The organism is Gilliamella sp. B3023, from assembly GCF_026536845.1.
GTDB lineage: Bacteria > Pseudomonadota > Gammaproteobacteria > Enterobacterales > Orbaceae > Gilliamella > Gilliamella apicola_E.
The window spans coordinates 1-23501 of sequence record NZ_JAFNNH010000009.1 but is presented as its reverse complement, the minus strand read 5'-3'; the positions used below and the strand labels follow the sequence as shown (position 1 = coordinate 23501).

Genomic DNA, 23501 nt, shown 5'->3' with positions numbered 1-23501 from the left:
CTAATGGTAGATGTATAAAAAGTTCATTAACTGAACTTAATTTTTGAGAGGAAGCAAAAATATGAAAGTAGCCGTTGTAGCTGATGATTTAACAGGTGCTAATGCCACATGTGCTTTATTAAGCAAAAAAGGGTTTAACGCGATCACTTGTTTGGAAAAATTTAATGAAGATCTTAGCAAATTTGATGTTATTTCGTTTGCAACAGATTCTCGTTCAATACCTTATAAAGAGGCATATTCGCGTGTTGTTGATTGCATAAATCAATTTAGTAAATATCAACCTTTAATTAGTAAACGAATTGATTCAACATTACGAGGAAATCTAGGAGCAGAAGTTGATGCCGTTATTGATAATGATCCTAATTTAATGGCTTTAGTTGTTCCAGTTTACCCATCGAGTGATCGTATCTGTGTAGGTGGTTCTTTATTAGTTAATGGCGTTCCATTACAAAATACAGCGATGCGTAACGATCCTAAAAATCCAATGACTGAGTCTTCAATTATTGAATTATTTCGATGCCAATCCCGTTATCCAGTTTCTCATATTGCACTAAAGGATGTTTTAGAAGGCAAAGATAGAATTGAGCAACGGTTAAAACAAATATATCAACAGGGAGGACGAATTGTCATATTTGACGCAACAACAGATACGGATATAAGCGTTATCGCTCAAGCAGCTAATAATATTAATTTGCCTGTTTTTTGTGTAGATCCTGGACCATTTACTGCGCAATTTGCAGATCTTCGTTATTCGTCTGAAAAAAAAATGGCAAACAAAGTCTTTGTTGCAATAGGAAGTGTTTCGGATCTTACTCAAAGACAAATTAAAAAATTGAGATATGACCGGAAAGTTTGGTTAGAAACAGTTTTAGTCGATGAATTAATTGAGATTGCAAAAGACACTAAGAAAGCTAAACCTATCGTCGATAAATTGTTAGAAAAAGTCGAACAATTTGATGTTATTGGTATTGATACAGTTGAAATGCCTGAGCATGTCTGTGATTTAAGTAAACTCGCTACTAAACATAATATGAATAAGAGCGAAATTAGCAACACGTTAAATCAAGCCATTGCTGAAATTACTGCACAGGTATTACTCCATCCTGAATCTATCATACGTGGCATTTATACCAGTGGAGGTGATGTAACCGTAAATGTTGTTAATCGCTTAGGCAGTAGTGGGTTCTTGCTAAAAGATGAAGTAGAACCATTAACAGTTTACGGGCATTTGGTTGGAGGACAATGCGATGGTTATTCGATTGTAACTAAAGGTGGTTTTGTTGGTAATGATAATACTTTAGTTCATTGTATCGATTATCTGAGTACAAAAATTTCATCACATGAAAGTTTAAAGCATTAATAACCCTGAGTTAATTTAGTTAATAAATAAAAATAGAGTTTAATAAATTCTGAAAAAAGTTAAAGGAGTAAGACATGAACCATCGTAGCTTAATTGGCGTGCCTATGGGCGATCCCGCAGGAATCGGTCCTGAAATTGTTGTTAAAAGTATCGCTGCACCAGAAACGTATAAATATGGATGTGTAGTGGTAGCTGGTGATAAAAAAGTATTAGAAGATGCCTGTAAATTCTCCAAAGTAAATTTACATATCAATCAAATAACTGATCTTTCACAAATACAAGATGAACCTAATGTTTTGAATCTTATTCAATGTGGCCAATTAAATTATGACACTTTCAAAATTGGCCAAATTGAAGGCCAATGTGGGCAAGCTGCATTTAATTATATTAAAGTTATAACCGAGCTTGCTATGCAAAAGAAACTTGATGCTATAGCAACTACACCAATCAATAAAGAGTCGTTAAAAGCAGGAAATGTTAATTATATCGGTCATACCGAGATATTAGCAGACCTTACTGGCAGTAAAGATCCTTTAACCATGTTTCAAGTTAGAGATTTACGAGTCTTTTTCCTAACACGCCATCTGGCTCTCATCAAAGCCATCGAATCATTAACACCAGAAAGAGTATGTGATTATGCTATCCGTTGTAATGAAGCATTAATCAAATTAGGTATTGATAAACCTAAAATGACCGTTGCAGGAATAAATCCACACTGTGGTGAGCATGGTCTTTTTGGTCATGAAGATGATGATGTCCTATTACCTGGTATTGAGATGGCTAAACAACAAGGGATTGATATTAATGGTCCGAAACCGGCAGATAGTGTTTTCCATTTTGCCATGGGTGGGGGATATGATGCAGTGTTATCTCCGTACCATGATCAAGGTCATATTGCAACGAAAATGGTTGATTTTCATCGTACTATTTCAATTACCAATGGTATGCCTATTCTCCGTACTTCAGTTGATCATGGCACAGCAAATGACATTGCCGGTAAAGGAATAGCCAATCCAGTTAGTTTGATTGAAGCAATTCGTTTAGCTGCACTTTACGCACCAAATTTCAAACGTTAGTAAGTATTTATACTTATAACTATTTATTTTTCGATAATGATTATCATTGTCGAAGGAGGGTTTGCATATGTCTAAAAAAGAAAATAATAAAAAATCACTTTATCCTTATGTCTTATTAAATGGCATTATTCTAGTGGTTGTAGGATTAATTGTTTTTTATTTAGGAAGTTTACATAGTATTGAAAAAAGTAGCTGGCGAATGGTAGCTGGTTTGCTTGTTGCAATAACTTTATTACTTTTTATGATTTTAAAAACAAGAATTCAAGCATTTCCTGCATTAATTATATCAGCTGTAATTACTGGATCATTAGGGGGAATGCCTGGTGAGTTTATGATAGCAACAATTAGTAAAGGCTTTGGTAACACACTTGGTAACATCGGAATTGTAATTGGTTTTGGTGTTATGATGGGGTCTGTTTTGCAGATGAGTGGTGCTGCACAAAAAATGGCTCAAGTTTTTATTAATTTATTAGGGAAAGGAAGAGAAGAATTAGCCCTAGTTATTATAGGATTATTAGTTAGTTTGGCTGTTTTTTGTGATTCAGCATTTATTGTCCTATTACCTCTTGTAAAGGCAATTTCTCGTAGTACAGGTAAGTCCGTTGTGGGACTTGGTTCAACATTAGCAATGGGATTAGTTATTAGTCATAGTATGATCCCGCCAGCAGTTGGGCCATTTGGTGTTGTTTCTCAGTTTGGTATTGGACTAGGTGAATATATGCTATGGGCAATGGTTGTAGCTATACCTATTACTATTGCTGGATTTATTTATACTCGTCATGTGGGTCGTAGCATTTATCAAATTCCAACTGAAGATGGTGAAAACTTCACACGGGAACGCTTGACTGTTACATCACAAAATATACAAGATGACCAACAATTACCAAGCGCATTAGCATCTTTTGCACCAATAGTTACTCCAATTATTCTGATATTAACTGCGACATTAGTTAATGAAATGAAATGGGATAACTCTATTGCTATTATGTTAAAAACTATCGGGCACCCAATTGTTGCTGTTGGAATTGGGCTATTAATCGCAATTATGGCCTTAACCAATTCATTCCCAAGAAAAGATGTTGTACATCAAATGGAAAATTCAATTCGATCAGCAGGTATTATATTGCTTGTCATTGGTGGCGGTGGCGCATTAGGAATGGTGTTGCGTGATTCAGGGACAGGGCAAATAATCGCAGAGTATATTGTTCAAATTGGAGTCCCAGGTATTTTGTTACCGTTGACAATCTCGACTTTGATTCGGTTAATACAAGGATCAGGTGTGGTTGCAATGATTACAGCAGCAAGTATTACTGCCCCAATGATTGGGACACTAGGTGTAAATCCAATTATGGCAGGGTTAGGGTGCTCTATTGGATCATTTATGTTCTCTCACTTCAATGATGCATACTTTTGGGTGGTTAATCGTTCATTAGGGGTTACAGAAGTTAAAGAACAAATTAAAGTTTGGAGTATGACAACTACCGTTCTTTGGGCTGCAGGAACGGTTACATTATTAGTTGTTAATGCAATTTTCTTTTAAAATAAAAAAGGATAGCGTAAAGGAATATGCTATCCTTAATATCTTCTATAAATTTCAATTTAATAATTTTGCAGTAACTAAAATATATCTAGCTAAGTTAATATAAGGTTCGATTTGGCAGTATTGTTTTTCAATTTCTAATAACTGATCAAAATGAGTTTCTGCTTTTGACTTATTAGTTAAATAGTCATGAAAGACTCGGATTCCTGTTTTATTCGTAATCTCAAAACTTTGTTCAATTAGCCATTGATACACTTGATTTGGATCACGAGGATAATCAGGCGATAAGGTTTTCTTTTTGCGTTTAGCAAGTCCTGATTGAGTATATCCAAAGTTACCTAATGTCACCGTTTTAAATAATAGTCCATGATAGTTATAAAACATTAAAGATAAATAACCCTCTTTTTTTAGATGTCTTTTTAAAGATTGGATTATCTGTACAGGATCAGCTACCCACTCTAATACAGCATGGCAAATCACAAGATCAAAAGGTTGATCGATAAACTTATCAAGATTTTGAATTGAACAATGAATAAAGTTTAAGGTTAAATTTTCTTGCTGCGCTTGATGGTTAGCTAAATCCAGCATTTGTTTGGAAATATCACAAACAGTTATATTGTGTCCTAATTTGGCAAGTCTACACGCTATTTGTCCTTGACCACCACCAGCGTCAAGGATGTTGATAGGTTTAGGATATTTGGCTAATATGTTTTCAAGTTCTTGCCAAACAATAGCTTCTCGGATTTTGCCTTTAGTTGTACCATAAATATTTTTGGCAAATTTATGGCTAATATCATCAAAATTACGATCGTTAACAGTCATATTTATTATTTAATTTAGTTACTTCTAAATTAATCTGAGCAATTTTTTCTGACATTTGTTGATAACATTGTTCCATCAAAGTTCTTGCATCTTCTTTACGTAAATTTTTTGTCTCAATAGGCGAGAGCATTTCGACAATCATATGACCATTATTGAGGCGATTTAGCTTAATGTTATTCGTATCCGATACACAAATTGGCACAATAGGGACTCCAGCTGCAATAGCTGCTTTAAATGCGCCTGTTTTAAAGGGTAACAAACCTCGCCCTTTACTACGGGTTCCTTCAGGAAACATCCAAATTGATATACCACGTTTTTTTATTTCTTTAACGACCAAATTAATCGTATCACGAGCTTTTGATTTATTGTTACGGTCAATCAAAATATTTCCTGTAAGGTAATAAAGTTGACCAAAGAATGGAATCAAAGCAAGACTTTTTTTGCCTACTGTAACTGTTTTAGGCTGTACAATATCAGCAGCGACAACCATATCATAATTATTTTGGTGATTAGCAATAAATACACAGCTACCTAAATTTTCAATTTCGGGGTATTTACGAGTATCGACTTTTACTCCTAATATTGGTTTAAAGAAAAAGCTGAAAAGATGGGCAAATCGAGCCACATTTTTGGGGTTGCGAGGATTGAATAAGCAAAAAATAACGCCTAGTACACAAGTTAAAATACCAATAAATAACACGATGATTAAGCGAAAAAGAAAAACCATAATTTACCTCATAAGTTAACTTGGCGTATTATATACGTAATCTATAAGAATATACAGTTTGTTAAATATCGCTTTGAAGGATGTTTATGCACGAATCAACAATCATTTGGGATGAAAATCAAACCCCAATTTCTCGTTATTTTGATGATATCTATTTTAATACCAACGGCGCAATCGATGAAACTCGTTATGTGTTCATTGAAGGAAATAGTTTATATGAGCGTTTTTTGCTACATCAGCGCGAAAGCTTCACTATAGCAGAAACAGGTTTTGGTACAGGTCTAAGTTTTTTAATTGCTTGGCAAATGTTCAAACAATTTAGAGAGAATAAACCTAATAGTCCTCTTAAAAGATTGGATTTTTTTAGTGTTGAAAAATATCCTTTATCTGAAAAAGAAATGTCAAAAGTTCATAGTAAAATAATCAACAGTAATGATTCTTTGAGTTTACTAGCCAAACAATTAAGAGATTCTTTAAACGAGTCTCAAAGTATCGTTTTAGATTATACTCATTTAGTTATTTGTTATGACGATATCACTCACTATCCAAAGTTTTTAAAACAACAAAATTGTTTGATTGATGTTTGGTTTTTTGATGGTTTTTCACCTGCAAAGAATCCTGAAATGTGGTCGGAATCGCTTTTTAAAAAGTGCTATGACTTAACGAATGAAGGAGGTTCTTTTGCTACTTTTACAGCGGCAGGCTTTGTTCGACGTAATTTAATCAATGCAGGTTTTAATGTCAAAAAACATAAGGGATTTGGGGTTAAGCGAGAAATGCTTATTGGCAGTAAATCTTAATTTAGTTTGCCAATTTTGACAAACTAAATTAGAGTTTGAAATTAATTAAATTCAAATTGATAAATAAGATCTAAAGTTTGCGCTAGACCAGAAGCAGCTTCCACGTATAAATTTGGTAAAAGTCTATATCGTAAGGTAAACGTTGCTAATGAGTCAAAAATACCTACACCGTATTTTAATTGTAGATTAGGTAAAATATAGCCGCTCACTACCACTTTTGAATTATTGCCTGCTCCTTGAGTATCTAAAGTTAGATTTTTAATTCCAAAAGCATTACCTATATCACCGATGAATTTTCCTGTTTTTGCTGTCCCAACACCGACTAAAAATGCCGTCATCATATCGTTGTCACTCTGATCGGAGCTGTCAAGACCTTGACCTCGAATTAAATAAGAAAGTGCTTCTTGTTGTGACATAGCTGGATCAGAAAATATTTCGATCTTAGGATCTTCTGTAGATCCTTTAACTCGAATCCCTGCAGTAATATTGCTATTATCCATTGAGTCAGGATTTCTTATTGCTTCTATGTCTAAGATAGCTTGATCGGTTGGTCCTGAAAAAGTGACAACTCCTTTGTGGATAATTAAATCTTGTCCATAGGCATGGAATCGACCATTAGGAATAAGAATTTCACCATGTAAATCCAACCCTTTATTAGTCTGTGTAGCGATCAATTTCCCTTTTAATGATGCTTTTAATCCAAATGCATCGACCGTGACGTTATCACCAATATTGATTTCGATATGACTATTAATTTTCATACCAAAGTTTTGTGGTTGAATTTGTTTATAGTTCCTATCCAACATTACTTCATCAGGAGAAACATCAATACTTGAAGGCGGAAGTGAATCAACCGTAATTTTACCTTTTGGAATTGAAACTTTACCAAGTACCGTTAGTTCATCTTGCGTTGCCTCGATCTTAATGTCTGGAATGACAGACATAACAATCATTGGCGGTACAGTAACCTCCATAGCGGCACCATTTACAGTTATATTAGCTTGCCATTTTTCAAAGTTATTCCAACTAGCTTGGCCATTAATATTGATATTTCCAGATTTAGTAACTAATACACCTTTTAAGGTTGATGATTTACCATTAAATTTAATATCAACCATAGCGGATTTTACATCAATTGGTAATTGATAAGTCTTAATATCACTATGTCTTAAATTGATGCCACCATTTAAGATTGGGTCCATTAATGAGCCAGAGAATTTGATATTACCATTGATAGCGCCTTTGGCATATTCATCTTTACTTAATAACGGATTTACAATCGCTAATGCCAAATTGTCAATATTCAATTGGCCACTTAACTCTTTTTTGGCGGTAGGATCTTTAATTAATAAATCACCAGTGATCTTTCCTAATTTATTTAAACTAAAACGCCAATCTAGCTTAGCTTGTTGCTCATTAAATTCTGCATTGATATTGAATAAATCAAATGGAATCGGCAAAGCTTGATTGGTGATCATTTGTTTAACATAAACTTTATTACTAGTTATATTTGCTTTGATACTTGGAATTTTGCTTGAGTCATCAAATTTAATATTTGCCTTTCCATTTATGAAACCATCAATTTTAGTTTCACCATCATTTGGAATAGGTAACTTAGCCAGATCAATATCTTTTAATGTAATTGATGTTTCATTATTTGGCGCAATAGAAAATGATTTATCTAAACAGATACTTGAAATATTATCACGCCAACAATGAGCGCCAATAGTTGGAATTTCTTTAGTGATATCATAAGAAAGACTGATCGGCTTGGTTAATTGCCAACGGCTCTTATCACCTAATGTTATTAAACTACGTGGTATATTTCCAGTCCATATAGTATGTTCTTTATCAAGTTCACCTGTTAAAGAAGTTGTCATGGAAAGAGGGCTACCATCAAGATTGATGGTTAAAGTGTGATGAGCTTCATTACCTGAAAGTTCTATGTTAGCTTTTTTGATACTTTCATTTGCAATATCGATATTTTGACCAACTAGATTCAATTGACCACTAAATTGATTGGTATATTGAACTTTGCCAGTTAGGTTTGCTTTGGCTATCGAAATAGATTCATAACTTAATGCGTTAATATTTAAATTTGTATTAATAACAGAGGAAGCACTATTTCCTGTCATTTTAATATTACCTACAACAGCACCATTGAGATTATCAGCCAGTAATGATAAAGCACTTAAATTAAGTTGCGCAGTCAAATTTCCCTTATCTGTAGAACCATTGATGTTAATTTGGTTTTTACCCCAAACCATTTCAAGGTTATTGGCTGATATAGCGTGGTTAGAATCGGCAAACAAATTACCATTAGCTGAAAAGTTTGCTTGTTTTATATTACCTTTTAACTGCATATCCGGTATATTTAATTGCCATGAATCCTCATCGAATGCCCCTGTGGTTTTTAATTGTCCGGCTAAACGAATAGGGTAGGCAGGTAATTCTTTAGTAAGATCAACATTATCTAATTTTATATTAGTATCCCATTTTAAAGCTTTTTGCCAATCTAAATAACCTGTAATATTAATGCTACCTTGAGGTAATTTAATATTAGCATGATCAAAGGATGCTGATTGATTTGTGCCATTACCAACAACGTCGAAACTGGTATCAGGCACACCTTCACCTTTAATATCGCCTTTGGCTAGCATATTATATTTTTCGGTATTTCCATCTAATGCGATATTAAAATTATCTAACTGATATTGTGACTTACCTTCAATTGGCCATTGAATATGTTTACCATTGATTTTAGCCATTAATGGTAAATATTTCTCAATAAAGTTAATTTGCCCATCAATAGTAATTTGGTTCAATCCGTTAATATTGGTGTAAGTGGACAATTGACCTAATAATTTTCCTGAAAACTGTCCATTAAGATGATTACTTTCAGTATCCACTTTCACTAAAGCAAAAATAGGCCAATCATCGCCTAAGGTAATCTGCCCTGATACAAAAGCATGCCCATTGGCATATGGTGTTATAGCATCAGTTTCAACTTGTTTTACAATAATATGATTATTAATTGTATCCGTTTTAATACTAACCTGGTTGAAATGGTAATCTTGACCACCAATATGTAGCAACCAATTGTTACCGGTTAAACTAGTAACATCAAAATCTAATGGAATATTAACTTGTGGTAGTGACGTAATTAGAGGTTGATTAAATATTTGGTTAATTTTTTGATTTAATGGTAAATCATCATTTGAAGTAGTAATTGATTTATTATCATCAGTATCGGCAAAGATAGCTGATAAATCCATAGCAACTGATGGATAAACATAAATTTTTTCATTCACCCATCTAGCTTTACCTGTAAAGTCTGACATGCCAAATTGCATATCATTGACTTTTACATTGACATTAGTGATATGGGTCTGCTTAAGATCAATTGGTAGTGGTGTACTAATTGTTTCTCGTTTTTCGGGAATAGGTTCATCTGGTGAACGATTGATTTTGTCAGTATCAATAATAACGCTTACACCATCAGCATCAAACTGTTTGACACAAATTTTGGTTTGAATCAAACATGAACCATTCAATTTGAATTTTGCATCTTTTACTTTAACATCAATGCCCGGAAGTTCTAATGACAGCCCTTGAAGGTGTAAATTATGAAAAGTGCCATCTATTTGTTCAATTTTTAATTCTGGTAAAAACTTATTAAGTACGTAAGTTGTTAGTTTTACACCTAAACTGGTATAGATCATCAAAATAATAAAGGTGATGAGAAAAACAAAAATGGATAACACGACAATACTGCGTTTTTTCCACTTTCGGATTCGCTTTATTTTTTCAGCTTTTTTTACTCTATTTGGATTTTTTGCCATTTTATAATTCGCTTCCCAAACCAATATATAGATGTATTGAGCCTTTATCTTTTTTGTTTAGAGGTGTTGCTAAATCGAACTTAATTGGGCCTACCGGTGAAGCCCATCGAACACCTAAGCCTGTACCTGTATAAAACTTAGCTTTATCGACTTTATCTATCGCTTCACCAGTGTCAATAAATGCCGCTCCCCACCAAGAACCAGTAACATTGTATTGATATTCAGCAGAACCGGTTATCAGTTTTGACGCGCCTTTTAATTTACCTTTTTTATCTTTAGGTGATATGGATTGGTAACTATACCCGCGGATGCTTCGGTCACCACCAGCAAAAAATCTGAAAGAGGGCGGAACTCGTTCAAAGTTACTGGCTTGGATAATGCCGAAATTACCTCTAGCAATGAATCGATGAGATTGATTTATTGAACGAATCCAAGTTTGTTGCGTCTGAAAACGCACTAAATTGATATCAGATCCTAACGCATCAGCACCGCCTTCAATTGAAAAACGCTGAGAATCCCCCCACATAGGCAATAACTTACCATCATTACGAACACGCGAAATACTAACTGATGGATAATATAAGTTAGTTTTGTAACTGTCATCACCTTGGGTGAAGTTGTCTCGCAACATATTTAAGCCTAATGCTGTTTGCCAACCATCAAAGTTATCCCAATTACGAAGCACGCCAAATGTATAAGATCGAGAATAGGTATCGTTATTATCGATTTTTTTATAACCACCTTGAATAGTATAATATTGTTCAATCGGATTTTTTTTCAGTGGAATTTTATAGCTCATCGTAATAATCTGTTCAGGCGATGAGAGGGATAAACTACTTTGAAAACTCTGTCCTCGGCTATTAATCCAAGGTTTATTCCAACCAATTTTACCATGCACACCATTATCGGTTGAAAAGCCCAAACCTAAGTCCATTGCATTTCTTTTTCTAGGTGTTGTTGCAACTTCAATGGGTAATGCTTTATCTGCTGTAAGATGAGGAAAATCTGGTGTAACCACAACAGAATTAAACCAGTTAGTTGAACTAAGACGGCGATTTAATAAAGATAAATCTTCAGCAGAGTATTCATCACCTTCTTTAAACGGTACAATATTTTGAAGATAATCCTGACGGATTTTTGCATTAGGAAAATTGACTTTACTAAATTTGTAACGCTTACCTGTATTAAAGTCGATATTCCAAAAAGCTTGATGATCAAATTGAGCTATAGCCAATTGATGAGTAGGCATATCTGCGTCAAAGTACCCTTTTTTTAACGATATGCTTTGTAATCCTTTCTTGAAATTCTCATAAGTGCCATGGTTCAACACATCACCAATTTTAGGTAATTGTGTCGCCATTAATTCTTGAAAATCTTTATCTTGTTTCCCTTCACCATTCAGATTGATATTTAATTGTTTTATTCTAACAGGTTGTCCAGGAGTTATTTTTACTGATAATACTTTAGGATCGGTTTCATCATATTCAAAAGTAGGGGAATAATAACCTAAAGCACGTAATGCTTTTTGCGTTTCACTCTCAAAATAACGTTTGAAATTTGGCGTATTATTAATCTTATCTGGCGTAATTAAAGAAAGGCGCGCGTCGACATTTTCTTCAAGCTCTCCAGACAATCCTTTAATGGATAACTTCATATCTGCATAAGTTGATGCTGTCGTAACCATTAAAAGTAAGCATAATGAGCGAGAAAATCGTAACACATACACCTCGATAATGTTTAAGATTCAAGTAATTTCACATGTCCAATATAAGGTAAGTGGCGGTAATGTTGTGCATAATCGATACCATAACCAACCACAAACTCATCAGGGATGGAAAATCCAATATATTTAACAGGTACTGCTACTTCACGCCGAGATGGTTTGTCTAGTAATGTACAAATTTCAATACTACGCGGATGACGCAACTTAAGAATTGCCATCACTTTGCTAAGCGTATTACCTGTATCAATAATATCTTCGACAATCAACACATCTTTATCACGAATATCTTCATCTAAATCTTTTAATATTTTAACATCTCTATTACTTACCACCGCATTGCCGTAACTCGAAGCCGTCATAAAATCGACTTCATGCCCGACAGTAATAGCACGGCTTAAATCAGCCATAAAAATAAACGAACCTCTTAACAAACCAACTAATATAAGCTCGTTTTGACTTTGAGCATAATCTTGGCTAATTTGTTGTCCTAATTTACTTACTCGTGTTTGGATATCTTCAGCCGATATCATCGTTTCTAATGTGTGCTTTTTCATCAATAATGCTCAGTGTACTTTAAAAAAATCAGAACAGATTTTAACAATTTTCATAGGTAAAAAGAATAACTAAACTAATTTTTTATCAAATAATTAAGAAATGATTAAAAGAATTTTCTTTTAAATATTAAATTAATCTTCAATTGTTTTGAGGATTGATTGTTTATTTTGCTTTTTTTGTTGGCGGCGCTTCTGAAAAAAAGCGCTTAACATTGAACTACACTCATCAGCCAATACGCCACCAATGATTTGAGCATAATGATTAATTCCTGTTCGGGAAAGAATATCAATGTAAGAACCTGCCGCACCAGTTTTAAAATCACTTGCTCCATAGACCACACGCTTGATGCGACTATGAATGATTGCACCCGCACACATGATACAAGGTTCAAGGGTGACATATAAAGTTGTATTTACTAATCGGTAATTCTTTTTATGCTGACCGGCTTGTTCTATTGCCATAATTTCCGCATGAGCAGTTGGATTATGATTAATTATTGATTGGTTATAACCTTCACCAATGATTTGGTTATGTTCATCAACAATAACCGCTCCAACAGGAATTTCGCCTAGTGATTCTGCGTGTTTTGCTAATTCTAATGCTCGTCGCATCCAAATTTCATCTAACATACTCAATATTATAGATTGTTTAAATTAAGCACATCGCGCATATCATAAAGTCCTTCAGGTTGCTCAGCAAGCCATAATGCAGCACGGACTGCACCATTGGCGAACGTCATTCGGCTTGAGGCTTTATGGCTAATTTCGACTCTTTCGCCAATATCGGCAAAAATAGCCGAATGCTCACCAACAATATCACCAGCACGAATAGTTGCAAATCCAATAGCACCTTTTGGTCTTTCTCCGGTATGTCCTTCACGGCAATAAACTGCGCGGTCGTTCAAATCGCAGCCTAAAGTATCAGCAATTGCTTCGCCCATAGCTAGTGCAGTGCCAGAAGGTGCGTCAACTTTATGACGATGATGTGCTTCTATAATTTCGATATCAGTATAACTACCCATAATTTTAGTCGCTTTTTCAAGTAACTTGAGCACTAAATTCACGCCAACGCTGAAATTTGCAGCAAATACAATAGCAATTTGCTTAGCGGCTGTTGCAATAGCTTTTTTTCCTGCTTCATCAAATCCTGTTGTACCGATAATCATCATTTTCTTATTGTCTGTACAAAAAGCTAAATGAGCAAGTGTGCCTTCAGGACGAGTAAAATCGATTAATACATCAAATTGGTCTTTTGCCTGTTGTAGATTATCAGTCACTTTAATTCCACAGGCCCCAATTCCGGCAAGTTCACCAGCATCGCTACCGACCAATGATGATCCTTCTCGTTCAAATGCGGCACCTAATGTAACCCCTTCTATTTGTGACACAGATTGAATAAGCTGTCGCCCCATTTTTCCACCAGCGCCAGCAATAGCGATACGAATCATACTTGTAGCCATATAACTTTCCTTAACTTTTTTATCAGATATTTATAACAAATTATTATAGCGGAAAACTTTCAAGTTATATACTTAAACAAAATGATATACATTTCATGCTTTATGTGACTAAGTCGAAACTAAATAGCAATAACGGATGCCATAAGACGGCACTTTTAACCATATTTTTAAGAGGATTGATTTGAAGGGGGCATTTTTGCCTATTGCTGATAATTTACACTTTAGTCAAAAAGCGTTGTCTTATTTTATAGATAATACTTGCTTGGTATATCCATTTTTTATTGCGAAATATTGAGAGATCAAATAAAGCAATTGATTTGCGATTGAACTTGATAATATGGACGCGAATGCGCCCATATAAACTTATAGCACTTTTAATAATTCTACATCGAAAATTAATGCACTATAAGGAGGAATTGAAGCGCCAGCCCCTTGCGAACCATAGGCTAACTCTTGAGGAATATATAAACGCCATTTTGAACCTTCTGGCATTAATTGTAATGCTTCAACCCAACCGCGAATCACACCATTGACAGGGAATTCAGCTGGCTGTCCTCTTTCAACTGAGCTATCGAATACCGTACCATCAATTAACTGTCCAGTATAATGGACTCGAACACGGTCTGTTGCTTTAGGGAATGCACCATCACCTTGTTTAATAATTTCGTATTGTAAACCAGATTCAGTCGATTTGATGCCATTTTTTTTTAGATTCTCAGTTAAAAAGTCCTTACCTGCTTGGGCAATTTTTTCTGCTTGTTTAGCTTTTTCTTTAGCTGCTTCTTCATGAACATGACGAAGGGCATCATGTAATTCTTGTAAAGGTAAAGCCGGTTGATTACCGCTTAGCACATCTTCCATAGCAAGTTTCAATGCATTTAACTCTAAATTATGTAAGCCAGATTCTTTTAGCTGTTGGCCAATTTGAAGTCCAATTGCATAACTTGCTTTTTGCTCAATTGTATCTAATTTCATTTTTTACCTGTCATTTGTTGAGAATAGTTTTTTATTATAGAGCATTAACATTCGAGATAAAAAGTAAAATATTAACAGTTGTTAATTATCATCAATATAAGCAAACATTTTATATCCTATTACCTAAAGTTTTTTTTATTTTATCTAGCGCTTAGTCAAAATATCAGCGATAATAAGCGACATTATATATTTGAATGGATTAATTTAGATGTCGTTTTTCAAACTTATTCCGCTTGCAATTGTGACTAGTATATCGATAACTGGTTGTTCACTTGTTGACCGTTTAGTTTATAGACCTGATATCAATCAAGGTAATTATATCTCTCCAGAAGCGATCGAATTATTACAAGTTGGTCAATCCAAAGATCAGGTCGTATTTATTATGGGCTCGCCAATGTTAACTTCAGCCTTTGGTGGTAATGTTTGGTACTATGTTTTCCGCCAACAACCTCAACATGGAAAATTAAGCCAAATTAATTATGCTATTTACTTTAATGAGATGGGGATAGTTACTGATATTAAAACTTCGTCTTTAGAAGGTTCTTTATCTTTAGAAGAGATGAACCAACAGGGTATTTCAGACCCAATTAATATAAAATCTGATGATGATCAACCGAATAGTTCACGTCCGCCACAAGCCCCTGAAGAGTAATAATCGGAATAAAAATTTCAAAAAAACCTCGTCATTCTGCGAGGTTTTTATTTATTTAATTCGATAAATTATTACTGTGGAAATTATTAGTGATTAGCTATAGAAGCAATGATTGAAAAGATGATTAAAAAGTAAATAAAGAAAAGAATAACTGTACATATAATTCCAATTAATACATATTTCCAATACCCATGTAAATTTCTGATAGCTTCAGTAAAGTCTTCTCCTCTACCGAGGGCTGCTGCTAGACTAAATGCACTACCGGATTGAAAAAGTTTAACTCCGTTGATTATTACTGGAATACCAACAATAGCTGTAATTATACCTAAACAGCTAATTGCACCTATAACAATATTTACTACGCCAAAGATTTGTTGCATAACTCCAATAAATCTCAATTGGCTTTTTAACAATTCTGTTGATTTAATTAAAATAGTATCTGTATTATCTGTTAACATTTCCATTCCTATCACTACCAATTATTATATTTAAAAAAATGCAAGTCAGAATAACACGTTATTTACCTATGTCGAGGTAAATTTGTTTAAGAATTGTACATTGTTAACTTTTATATTAATCACATCATTCTAAGGTGCCCCCTGAAATAACGAAAAGACTAGCTCTAACGTGCATTTGAGTAAGACAATTAAATGGGAAATTAGTACCACTGGGAATGATATTAGAAAAAGACTTTAAACATCTTAAAATTAGCTGCTTAATGCCTGATTAAGGCTAAAGTGTATTTACAATGAAGGTTTAAAGAGTGTAGATGAAGTTGTTCCAAGTATAATAATATTTTAATATAACCAACAAAGACAGTTTTAATCACCGGTATATCAATGAAATCAACCTTAAATAAATTTTCTATAGCTCCAATGCTGGATTGGACTGACAAACATTGTCGATATTTTCATCGAATATTAACTAAACAAACATTACTTTATACCGAAATGGTAACCACTGGCGCGATTTTATATGGTAAAGGAGACTATCTCGCTTTTAATGAACAGGAACAGCCAGTAAGTTTACAATTAGGTGGAAGTGATCCCATAGCGTTGGCTAAATGCGCTAAGTTGGCAGAGGAACGAGGATATAATGAGATTAACCTTAATGTAGGTTGCCCATCAGATCGCGTTCAAAATGGTATGTTTGGTGCTTGTTTAATGGGAAAAGCTGATTTAGTCGCAAATTGTATTGATGCCATGCAAAAAGAGGTAAATATACCTGTCACGGTAAAAACACGCATAGGTATTGATAACCAAGATAGTTATTCATTTTTATGTGATTTTATTGAAAAAGTGATGCCATATACCGATACATTTATTGTTCATGCTCGCAAAGCATGGCTTTCGGGGCTAAGCCCAAAAGAGAATCGAGAAGTACCACCACTTGATTATGAGCGAGTTTATCAGCTAAAGCGTGACTATCCGCAGTTAACTATCGCCATAAATGGTGGGATTAAAACCATTGAAGAAATCAAACATCATCTAAACTATGTTGATGGTGTCATGGTTGGGCGAGAAGCTTATCAAAATCCAATGCTATTAACTCAGATTGATCAGCAAATCTTTGGAGATGATACGCCAATTATCGATCCTATTGTCGCAATACAAACTCTTTATCCTTATATTGAAACACAACTTAGTCAAGGCGGACAACTCAATCATATTATGCGACACACCTTAGGAATATTTAATGGTAGAAAAGGTGCAAAACAGTGGCGACGTTACCTTAGCGAAAATGCGCATAAACCAGGAGCGGGAATTGAAGTTGTTGAACACGCATTAACTTTCATTTAATAAAGAATTTTGTCTAGCTTAATTGGTCATGCGTCTGATTGCGCATGATTGATAAATCAGTATATACTAACGAACAACTTTACTTAGGGCTTTTCTTCTGTGCGTTTAAATCCAAGTCAACAACAAGCTGTGGAATATGTTTCGGGGCCATGCCTTGTATTGGCTGGTGCGGGTTCGGGCAAAACTCGGGTAATCATTAATAAAATAGCTTATCTAATTCGAGTCAAAGAGTATTTACCTCGTCATATCGTTGCCGTGACTTTTACTAATAAAGCTGCACGAGAAATGAAAGAACGTATTGCTCAATCGCTAAGTAAGCAAGAGGCAAGAGGTCTGAAAATTTCAACTTTTCATACTTTAGGCTTAGATATTGTTCGACGAGAACATAAACATCTTGGTATAAAATCTAATTTTTCATTATTTGACGACCACGACCAAATTGCTCTACTCAAAGAACTAACACAACAATGGTTCGATGGAGACAAAGATCTCATCAACCAATTACGTTCTACCATCTCAAATTGGAAGAATGATATCGTTGATTCGACAGTTGCAATGGCTAGAGCACAAACCAACAAAGAAAAATTATTTGCTCACTGCTATCAACTTTACGAAAAACAACTTAAGTCTTGCAGTATATTAGATTTCGATGATCTAATCTTACTACCTACATTGTTACTAAAAACAAATGAAGAAGTTAGAGAAAAATGGCAAAACCGTATCCGCTACCTGCTTATTGATGAATATCAAGATACTAATACCAGCCAATATGAATTTATCAAATTATTAGTAGGTAGCCGAGCTAAATTTACGGTTGTTGGTGATGATGATCAGTCGATTTACTCATGGCGGGGGGCTCGTCCTAAAAATTTAATTTTACTAAAACAAGACTTTCCTAAGTTAGAAGTGATTAAATTAGAACAAAATTACCGATCATCAGGAAGAATTCTAAAAGTTGCTAACATCTTAATTGAAAACAATCCGCATATCTTTGAAAAAAAATTATTTTCAGAACTCAGTTATGGTGAACATTTAAAAGTGATTTCCGCCGACAATGAAGAACATGAAGCGGAAAAAGTTGTTAATGACTTAATTGGTCATCGTTTTGCTAATAATAGCCAATACGGTGAATATGCTATTTTATATCGCGGAAATCACCAGTCTCGCTTAATTGAAAAAATGCTAATGCAGTATCGAATACCTTACCGAATTTCTGGTGGGACATCTTTCTTTGCTCGCATTGAAATTAAAGACTTAATGGCATACCTACGCCTATTAACCAACCCAGATGATGATAATGCTTTTATCCGCATTATTAATACACCAAAACGAGAAATAGGGCCGGCAACTATCCAAAAACTGGGTGAGTGGGCAAATCAACGTGGTGTAAGCTTATATCATGCAAGTCATGATATGGGGCTAACCGAATTATTATCAGGCAAAAGGATGGAAACCCTACATGCTTTTATCCATTGGTTTGATTCTCTGATAGAAAAATCACATTCCGAACCAATGGCCGCGATTCATGAATTATTACATGGGATTCACTACGAAAGTTGGATCTATGAAACGTCTACCTCACCAACAGCCGGGCAGATGCGAATGCGTAATGTTGAACAGTTAGTTAGCTGGCTGAATGAAATGTTACAGGGTGATGAAATAGACGAAGCATTAACGCTAGAACAAGCAGTAGCAAGATTTACGTTACGTGATATGTTAGAGCGAAATGAAACTGAAGAAGAGCTAGATCAAGTACAGTTAATGACATTACACGCCTCAAAAGGCCTCGAATTTCCTTATGTTTATTTAGTTGGTATGTCTGAAGGGGTATTACCTCATCAAACAAGTATTGATGAAGACAATATCGAAGAAGAGAGACGACTTGCTTATGTAGGCATAACTCGAGCCCAAAAAGAGCTAACCTTTTCATTCAGCCGGCAGAGAAAACAATTTGGTGAAACAGTTTATGTTGAACCAAGTCGCTTTTTACTCGAACTTCCACAAGACGATTTAGCGTGGCAAGATCAGCGTAATGAACTATCACCAGAAAAGAAAATGCAACAAGGCCAAAGCCGGTTAGCGATGCTAAAAGCGCAAATAGCTAGCGCAAAATAAATTATCTATATATCAAAAACAATTAACTACAGCTCAAATTATTAAACAAATTTATCGACATAACTGAAAAAAAGTTGAGGAACGGGGTTTTTGAGATCGAATAAATGAATATTTTTTTATTTTTTCTGATTATTAGTATTGAATTTATTGCCGATAACGTCAAAATTGACGATATTTTGTCTATATAGATTGATAATCAATTAAAAAGCATTGACGGATCAAAATAGCTTTATATAATACTCAGCGTTTAATCACTAAATCCAATCGATGTCTCCTTAGCTCAGCTGGATAGAGCAACGGCCTTCTAAGCCGTAGGTCACAGGTTCGAATCCTGTAGGGGACGCCATTAAATATAAGATAATCAATGAGTTATACTGCCAAGTTTACGGCTTGAGTATCTTTATTAATATTTTGTGACCAAATTGTGACTGCATTTGAAAATTGACTTAAATGGTCAGCATTCAAATGAGCCTGCTTTTTAACCATTTCTAGCGTTTCTCTGCCTCCAAACTCTTTTAGAGTAAATAGCGGTGTTCCACTTTGAACATGCCAGCTCGGCCATGTGTGCCGTAAATCATGAAAATGAAAATCTTCGATATTACATTTTTCAGTAGCACGATTAAACGCACGGCGATCAATATCATTGATATGATTGTTTTTTGAATTTACAAGCATATATGTTTTATTGATCAACCGTCGGCTTTTTAATAAATCTATTGCCTAGTCATTTAATAATAAAGGTCATAGGTGAGGCTTCCGCCACACCTTTGATGCTACTCAAAAAGCTGGAAAACTTAAAAGTAGTAGAAGAAATATGATTAAATACTTCATTTTCTTTTCTTTAAGCCTTCGTCTTAGATTGGGGGTACCTTATCAAGTTCCTTACGTTATGATTAGTGTTTTAAGGTACCTTACAATGAGGGTCAACATTATTTATTAAAAAGTTAAATATTTATACAGCTATTTAGTATTCGAAATGGATTTCATTAAATTTGCACAATTAACAGCTGTCATTTGGGAGATAAATGGCGAGCGTTCAAGTTATCTCTATTCGCAATTAACTAATGAGCTCTCACAGCATGTAAAACAAATGTGGATTTTCAAATCCGCTAATTTCAGTCAAGAGAAGAAATCAGGGTAGCAATAGCTCGTACATATTTATAAATGACAGATAAATACAATATCAATTTATCTGATTCAGAGCACAAATTAATGACTGTGTGGAATAAAACGAACTCGTCTGATGACTGGGAATGTGATCACAACAAACTAATAGAACAAATTCAGAGTAATGATAATAAGTTCGTTACTCTGCCGTGTAAATAATTAGATAGGATATATTACTGGCACATGATAGTATATAAATTATATAACTTTTTAAAAAATCACATGTTCAGTTTCAACATAAAATATGCCTGAAGATAAATTAAAAGAGAAAAATAAAGATAAAGAAAATTTAACTGTAAACGAAAAAGTTAATATATGTTCTATTGTAGTTAATATATTCTTAACAATTTTTTAGTATATTTTGCTATAAGGCAGTATCAAGTCGATAAAATCTCTAATGAGCCATTTTTTATAGTAAATGAAACTCTTATTAAGAAAGGAGATATATATACCGATCAAGTATTGCAACTTGAAAATATTGGCGGTCCACTGAGAATTTCAGAAAGTCCTACAGTGAAGTCTTTTATTGTTTTGAATCAATATGGCAAAAATAAAATTAAAATACCACTGCAATTTTATAATAACTCTATTCATTTAAATTCTTCCACTGGAATTGTGTATGAATTTTTCACACCTAATAATAATTCGTTACTTTATGAATTAAAGAAAAAATCAAATAATTGTATTTCAGGGAAAATAGAAAATTATATTGAACTATCGTATTCTACTTTTGAAAATGAATCAAAAGTTCAATGGTTTCATAACAATGAACTATTATCATCTAAGCCAGATGAATTAAAAAAAGAATTTATTACCCCTACAATTAATATACAAGATTTAGAAAGATTTTCAATAAATGGAATTAAAGACTATTTAAAATCGGAAGGAGTTAATTTTGAGTATGATCTTTAATTATACAGAAAATTGATAATGTATTTTAACCTAATTAATTCAATAAGATTTTATACGAAATAGCTTAACTTAATTACTGATTTTTTATACCTAAATTTTGAGTATTCACTCAACATCAAATCGGTAGCAATGCAAGACTCACCCATAACTCACATTCAGCTAGTATGTTGCCACTCATAATTAATAAGAAGATTTAAACATGCCGATAAAAGATCCTGACAACGTCAACTGGACAGTTGTTGTCTATTTATTTTTTGTCACTTTGCTCGGTTCATTATCTAACTATTGCTATCAGTTTCTGAACGGAAATAAATTCAATATCTGGGTGCTAGTTGCACAAATATTTATATCTATATTTGCTGGAACGCTTGTTGTATTAGCCGCAAGTTATTTTAATTGGGATTTTGAGTTAGCATGAGGTATAACTGGCTTAGCTGGATGGTCAGGTGCGGCTCTAATCAAAGCATTAGAAGAACAGTTAATAAGAAAAGCCAAAAGAGACGATTAATGAACTTAACTGAACATTTCACGCTAGAAGAATTTACACGTTCATCAACTGCTAGTCGTTTAAAAATTGATAATTCAGTACCCAAAAATTTAATGCCAAATGTGCAACTGACTGCTATCAAATTTGAGCTGGTTAGAAAAGCACTAGGTAAGCCTATAATTATCACCTCTGGGTATCGCTGTCCTGCATTAAATGCATGAGTAGGTGGAGTATCAATCAGTGCCCATACCGGGATTAGCTGTCGATTTTCATTCACCGTATGGTACCCCTAAAGAAATATGTCAAAAATTGATTGATGCTGGTGTTCAATTTGACAAACTTATCCAGGAGCACAACCAGTGGGTACATATTGGATTTAGCAAAAAAAGTAACCGTCAGATAGTTTTGACTGCTGTTAAGTAAGGCGGTAAGACGATTTATAAGAAGGGTTTGCTATGAGTAAAGAAAAGTTATTAAGTATAGCATTGCTTATTGTCAGTTTTGTTTTCTCTATTTATTTTGGTTACAACAATTACCAGGAGAAAAAACGATTAAAAACCGCTAACGCCGAGCTAACTAATCAAATTAACCAGCTAGAGCAAACATATCTAGAAACAACCAAATCATCGCAGATAACGAAATATCAAAACGTGAATTTGAAAATCAATCACTAGAACGGCAGGAGAAAATTAATGAGCAACTCAAAGATAATGATTGTGCTAAGCAGTTTGTGCCTATGCCTATACAAGCTTGTACAACCGAGCGAAAGGTATACGTGAATCGACCGATACCAGCCAATCTATTAAGTAACTGTTTACCAAATTTACCACCTAATCCCATGATTTTTGGTGATAGCTTCCGATATAACGAGCATTTATTAAATGTCATTGAGAAGTGTAATAAGGATAAAAGCGCAATAAAAAGGGTTAGTAATGGATTACAGTGAATTTTTTAAAGAAATGTGGAAACAAGTTGAGTCTGAGTTTAATTTTCATAGACCTGTTAAAACTGTGTCTTTCCCCTTAGGGTTGTTTAATGGTGCTATAAAGCAACACTTCGAGCAAATTAGAGACATTTTGGTTGAATATAAAACAATCCAACACAGGAATGTTAATAATAAACGTAATTGATGTTTGAATAACCATTCACTTCTACCGTATAAACTATAAAAATTCACGAGCAGCTATAAAGAATAACTGCATATTCAATCAGTTACACTTAGAAATGACACTAACTCTAAGTTATAGTTATTCTTTGAATGTTAATGGTATAATAAATCATCTTATTGTTTGGATGATTGTTTATGAAAAAAATATTATATTTTTTTATATTAACTTTATTTACCTTTATTGTATTTGCAGATAACACTAAAAAAGATGATTGGATAAATCTATATCTTATAAAAGGATATATTTCTTACAATGATTTTAATAATTTTATATCCTCTAAAGACGAGAGAGCTCAATCATTTGGTACAGCTTATTTGTCTG

The 23501-nt window shown here is 34.0% G+C and carries 24 protein-coding genes, 1 tRNA gene and 1 pseudogene; 15 read left to right on the top strand and 11 right to left on the bottom strand.

The window, feature by feature from the left end:
* The first annotated feature begins 61 nt into the window (after nt 1–61).
* From J3U16_RS06975 to J3U16_RS06965, 3 genes are all read left to right on the top strand, one after another.
* The gene (locus J3U16_RS06975; protein WP_065563221.1) at nt 62–1360 is read left to right on the top strand and encodes a four-carbon acid sugar kinase family protein; all 1299 of its coding nucleotides are present in this window, start codon (nt 62–64) and stop codon (nt 1358–1360) included.
* Between the two features lie 74 nt (nt 1361–1434).
* Nucleotides 1435–2436 (top strand): 4-hydroxythreonine-4-phosphate dehydrogenase PdxA, encoded by a 1002-nt coding sequence (pdxA, locus tag J3U16_RS06970; RefSeq protein ID WP_065734461.1) that lies wholly within the window; start codon nt 1435–1437, stop codon nt 2434–2436.
* A gap of 199 nt (nt 2437–2635) precedes the next feature.
* A complete protein-coding gene (locus J3U16_RS06965; protein WP_065563268.1) occupies nt 2636–3976 on the top strand; it encodes a GntP family permease in 1341 nt (446 codons plus the stop codon).
* Nucleotides 3977–4030: 54 nt separating this feature from the next.
* Here J3U16_RS06965 and cmoM read toward each other — a convergent pair whose 3' ends face one another.
* Entirely contained in the window at nt 4031–4798 is a 768-nt protein-coding gene (gene cmoM, locus J3U16_RS06960; protein WP_267342749.1) for a tRNA uridine 5-oxyacetic acid(34) methyltransferase CmoM, read from the bottom strand.
* Nucleotides 4788–5525: a 1-acylglycerol-3-phosphate O-acyltransferase gene (locus J3U16_RS06955; protein WP_065734458.1), complete on the bottom strand. Its 738-nt coding sequence runs from the start codon at nt 5523–5525 to the stop codon at nt 4788–4790. The genes cmoM and J3U16_RS06955 overlap by 11 nt, the downstream gene beginning before the upstream one ends.
* 86 nt (nt 5526–5611) lie before the next feature.
* On the opposite strand from J3U16_RS06955, the gene mnmD reads away from it, so the two are divergent.
* Complete coding sequence (mnmD, locus tag J3U16_RS06950; protein WP_267330237.1) at nt 5612–6325, top strand: tRNA (5-methylaminomethyl-2-thiouridine)(34)-methyltransferase MnmD; 714 nt, start codon at nt 5612–5614, stop codon at nt 6323–6325.
* Between the two features lie 41 nt (nt 6326–6366).
* On the opposite strand, the gene J3U16_RS06945 is transcribed toward mnmD, so the two are convergent.
* The 6 genes from J3U16_RS06945 to J3U16_RS06920 all read right to left on the bottom strand — a co-directional run bounded on the left by J3U16_RS06945 (nt 6367) and on the right by J3U16_RS06920 (nt 14879).
* Entirely contained in the window at nt 6367–10167 is a 3801-nt protein-coding gene (locus J3U16_RS06945; RefSeq protein ID WP_267330238.1) for a translocation/assembly module TamB domain-containing protein, read from the bottom strand.
* Between the two features lies 1 nt (nt 10168).
* The gene (locus J3U16_RS06940; RefSeq protein WP_305082836.1) at nt 10169–11887 is read right to left on the bottom strand and encodes an autotransporter assembly complex protein TamA; all 1719 of its coding nucleotides are present in this window, start codon (nt 11885–11887) and stop codon (nt 10169–10171) included.
* Nucleotides 11888–11904: 17 nt separating this feature from the next.
* Entirely contained in the window at nt 11905–12444 is a 540-nt protein-coding gene (hpt, locus tag J3U16_RS06935; RefSeq protein ID WP_065563227.1) for a hypoxanthine phosphoribosyltransferase, read from the bottom strand.
* A 132-nt stretch (nt 12445–12576) separates the two neighbouring features.
* On the bottom strand, nt 12577–13074 hold the full coding sequence (gene tadA, locus J3U16_RS06930) for a tRNA adenosine(34) deaminase TadA (RefSeq protein WP_220224824.1): 498 nt from the start codon (nt 13072–13074) through the stop codon (nt 12577–12579).
* Between the two features lie 8 nt (nt 13075–13082).
* Entirely contained in the window at nt 13083–13904 is an 822-nt protein-coding gene (dapB, locus tag J3U16_RS06925; RefSeq protein WP_267342748.1) for a 4-hydroxy-tetrahydrodipicolinate reductase, read from the bottom strand.
* Nucleotides 13905–14267: 363 nt separating this feature from the next.
* Nucleotides 14268–14879 carry an FKBP-type peptidyl-prolyl cis-trans isomerase gene (locus J3U16_RS06920; protein ID WP_267342747.1) on the bottom strand — a complete coding sequence of 204 codons (612 nt, stop codon included), beginning with the start codon at nt 14877–14879 and terminating at the stop codon, nt 14268–14270.
* A gap of 208 nt (nt 14880–15087) precedes the next feature.
* Between J3U16_RS06920 and bamE the strand changes: the two genes are divergently transcribed.
* Entirely contained in the window at nt 15088–15531 is a 444-nt protein-coding gene (bamE, locus tag J3U16_RS06915) for an outer membrane protein assembly factor BamE (RefSeq protein ID WP_065563231.1), read from the top strand.
* An 86-nt stretch (nt 15532–15617) separates the two neighbouring features.
* On the opposite strand, the gene J3U16_RS06910 is transcribed toward bamE, so the two are convergent.
* Nucleotides 15618–15989: a DUF5362 family protein gene (locus tag J3U16_RS06910; protein WP_220224822.1), complete on the bottom strand. Its 372-nt coding sequence runs from the start codon at nt 15987–15989 to the stop codon at nt 15618–15620.
* A 381-nt stretch (nt 15990–16370) separates the two neighbouring features.
* Here J3U16_RS06910 and dusA point away from each other — a divergent pair, with 381 nt between their 5' ends.
* The 3 genes from dusA to J3U16_RS06895 all read left to right on the top strand — a co-directional run bounded on the left by dusA (nt 16371) and on the right by J3U16_RS06895 (nt 19791).
* Nucleotides 16371–17330, top strand: coding sequence for a tRNA dihydrouridine(20/20a) synthase DusA (gene dusA, locus J3U16_RS06905; RefSeq protein ID WP_267342744.1), 960 nt, complete (start codon nt 16371–16373; stop codon nt 17328–17330).
* A gap of 99 nt (nt 17331–17429) precedes the next feature.
* Nucleotides 17430–19445, top strand: coding sequence for a DNA helicase Rep (rep, locus tag J3U16_RS06900; RefSeq protein ID WP_065734450.1), 2016 nt, complete (start codon nt 17430–17432; stop codon nt 19443–19445).
* Between the two features lie 269 nt (nt 19446–19714).
* Nucleotides 19715–19791, top strand: a tRNA-Arg gene (locus tag J3U16_RS06895).
* 23 nt (nt 19792–19814) lie between these two features.
* Here the strand turns inward: J3U16_RS06895 and J3U16_RS06890 are convergent.
* Nucleotides 19815–20165: pseudogene (locus tag J3U16_RS06890) on the bottom strand (tyrosine-type recombinase/integrase); the annotation flags it as partial.
* A gap of 444 nt (nt 20166–20609) precedes the next feature.
* On the opposite strand from J3U16_RS06890, the gene J3U16_RS12120 reads away from it, so the two are divergent.
* The 6 genes from J3U16_RS12120 to J3U16_RS06865 all read left to right on the top strand — a co-directional run bounded on the left by J3U16_RS12120 (nt 20610) and on the right by J3U16_RS06865 (nt 22685).
* Entirely contained in the window at nt 20610–20771 is a 162-nt protein-coding gene (locus J3U16_RS12120) for an endonuclease (protein WP_416379929.1), read from the top strand.
* A 303-nt stretch (nt 20772–21074) separates the two neighbouring features.
* Nucleotides 21075–21524: a hypothetical protein gene (locus J3U16_RS06885; RefSeq protein WP_267330244.1), complete on the top strand. Its 450-nt coding sequence runs from the start codon at nt 21075–21077 to the stop codon at nt 21522–21524.
* A 199-nt stretch (nt 21525–21723) separates the two neighbouring features.
* Complete coding sequence (locus tag J3U16_RS06880) at nt 21724–21942, top strand: hypothetical protein (protein ID WP_267330245.1); 219 nt, start codon at nt 21724–21726, stop codon at nt 21940–21942.
* Nucleotides 21943–22031: 89 nt separating this feature from the next.
* A complete protein-coding gene (locus J3U16_RS06875; protein ID WP_267330246.1) occupies nt 22032–22232 on the top strand; it encodes a D-Ala-D-Ala carboxypeptidase family metallohydrolase in 201 nt (66 codons plus the stop codon).
* Between the two features lie 19 nt (nt 22233–22251).
* Complete coding sequence (locus tag J3U16_RS06870; RefSeq protein ID WP_267330247.1) at nt 22252–22434, top strand: hypothetical protein; 183 nt, start codon at nt 22252–22254, stop codon at nt 22432–22434.
* Nucleotides 22435–22466: 32 nt separating this feature from the next.
* A complete protein-coding gene (locus J3U16_RS06865) occupies nt 22467–22685 on the top strand; it encodes a hypothetical protein (protein ID WP_267330248.1) in 219 nt (72 codons plus the stop codon).
* On the opposite strand, the gene J3U16_RS06860 is transcribed toward J3U16_RS06865, so the two are convergent.
* Nucleotides 22675–22899, bottom strand: coding sequence for a hypothetical protein (locus tag J3U16_RS06860; RefSeq protein ID WP_267330249.1), 225 nt, complete (start codon nt 22897–22899; stop codon nt 22675–22677). The genes J3U16_RS06865 and J3U16_RS06860 overlap by 11 nt on opposite strands.
* Nucleotides 22900–23314: 415 nt before the next feature.
* Between J3U16_RS06860 and J3U16_RS06855 the strand changes: the two genes are divergently transcribed.
* On the top strand, nt 23315–23501 hold a 187-nt coding region (locus J3U16_RS06855), incomplete at its 3' end, for a hypothetical protein (protein WP_267342742.1).